General features: G+C 65.5%; 1 protein-coding gene. It reads left to right on the top strand.

Going from position 1 to position 812, the window contains the following annotated elements:
* Positions 1-812: IS256 family transposase (locus ACFFJD_RS16680; RefSeq protein ID WP_382366220.1), on the top strand; the 812-nt coding region annotated here is incomplete at both ends.

The raw sequence follows: 812 nt of genomic DNA, 5'->3' as shown, positions 1-812 counted from the left end.
GCCGGGGTGTCCACCCGCCGCATGGACAAGCTTGTCAAGACACTGGGGATCAACTCGCTGTCGAAGTCCCAGGTCTCGCGGATGGCCGCTGATCTCGATGAGCACGTCGAGCAGTTCCGGCACCGCCCCTTGAGTGAAGCGGGCCCGTTCACGTTCGTCGCCGCGGACGCGTTGACGATGAAGGTCCGTGAAGGTGGTCGCGTGGTCAACGCGGTCGTGCTGGTCGCGACCGGGGTCAACGCCGACGGGCGCCGAGAGGTCTTGGGCCTGCAGGTAGCCACCGCGGAAACCACAGTGGCGTGGAACAGCTTCTTTGCCGACCTGGTCGCCCGCGGCCTGACCGGAGTCCGGCTGGTAACCAGCGATGCTCATGCCGGCCTCGTCGAAGCGATCGCAGCGAACCTGCCCGGGGCAGCATGGCAACGCTGCCGCACCCACTACGCGGCGAACCTGATGAGCGTCACCCCGAAAAGTCTGTGGCCGGCAGTCAAAGCGATGCTGCACTCGGTATACGACCAGCCCGACGCCGCCTCGGTCAACGCCCAGTTCGACCGACTGCTCGACTACGTCGACACCAAACTGCCTGACGCGCACGATCACCTCGACACCGCTCGGGCCGACATCCTGGCCTTCACCGGTTTCCCCGAAGGACTCTGGCAGCAGATCTGGTCTAACAACCCCAACGAACGCCTCAACCGGGAGATCCGACGCCGCACCGACAGCGTTGGGATCTTTCCCAACCGTGACGCGATCGTCCGTCTGGTCGGCGCAGTCCTGGCCGAACAGACCGACGAATGGGCAGAAGGCCGCCG

Source organism: Gordonia phosphorivorans (genome assembly GCF_042432625.1).
In the GTDB taxonomy this organism is placed as follows: domain Bacteria; phylum Actinomycetota; class Actinomycetes; order Mycobacteriales; family Mycobacteriaceae; genus Gordonia; species Gordonia phosphorivorans.
The sequence above is the reverse complement of the archived record's forward strand: the minus strand, read 5'-3'. Positions and strand labels throughout refer to the sequence as shown.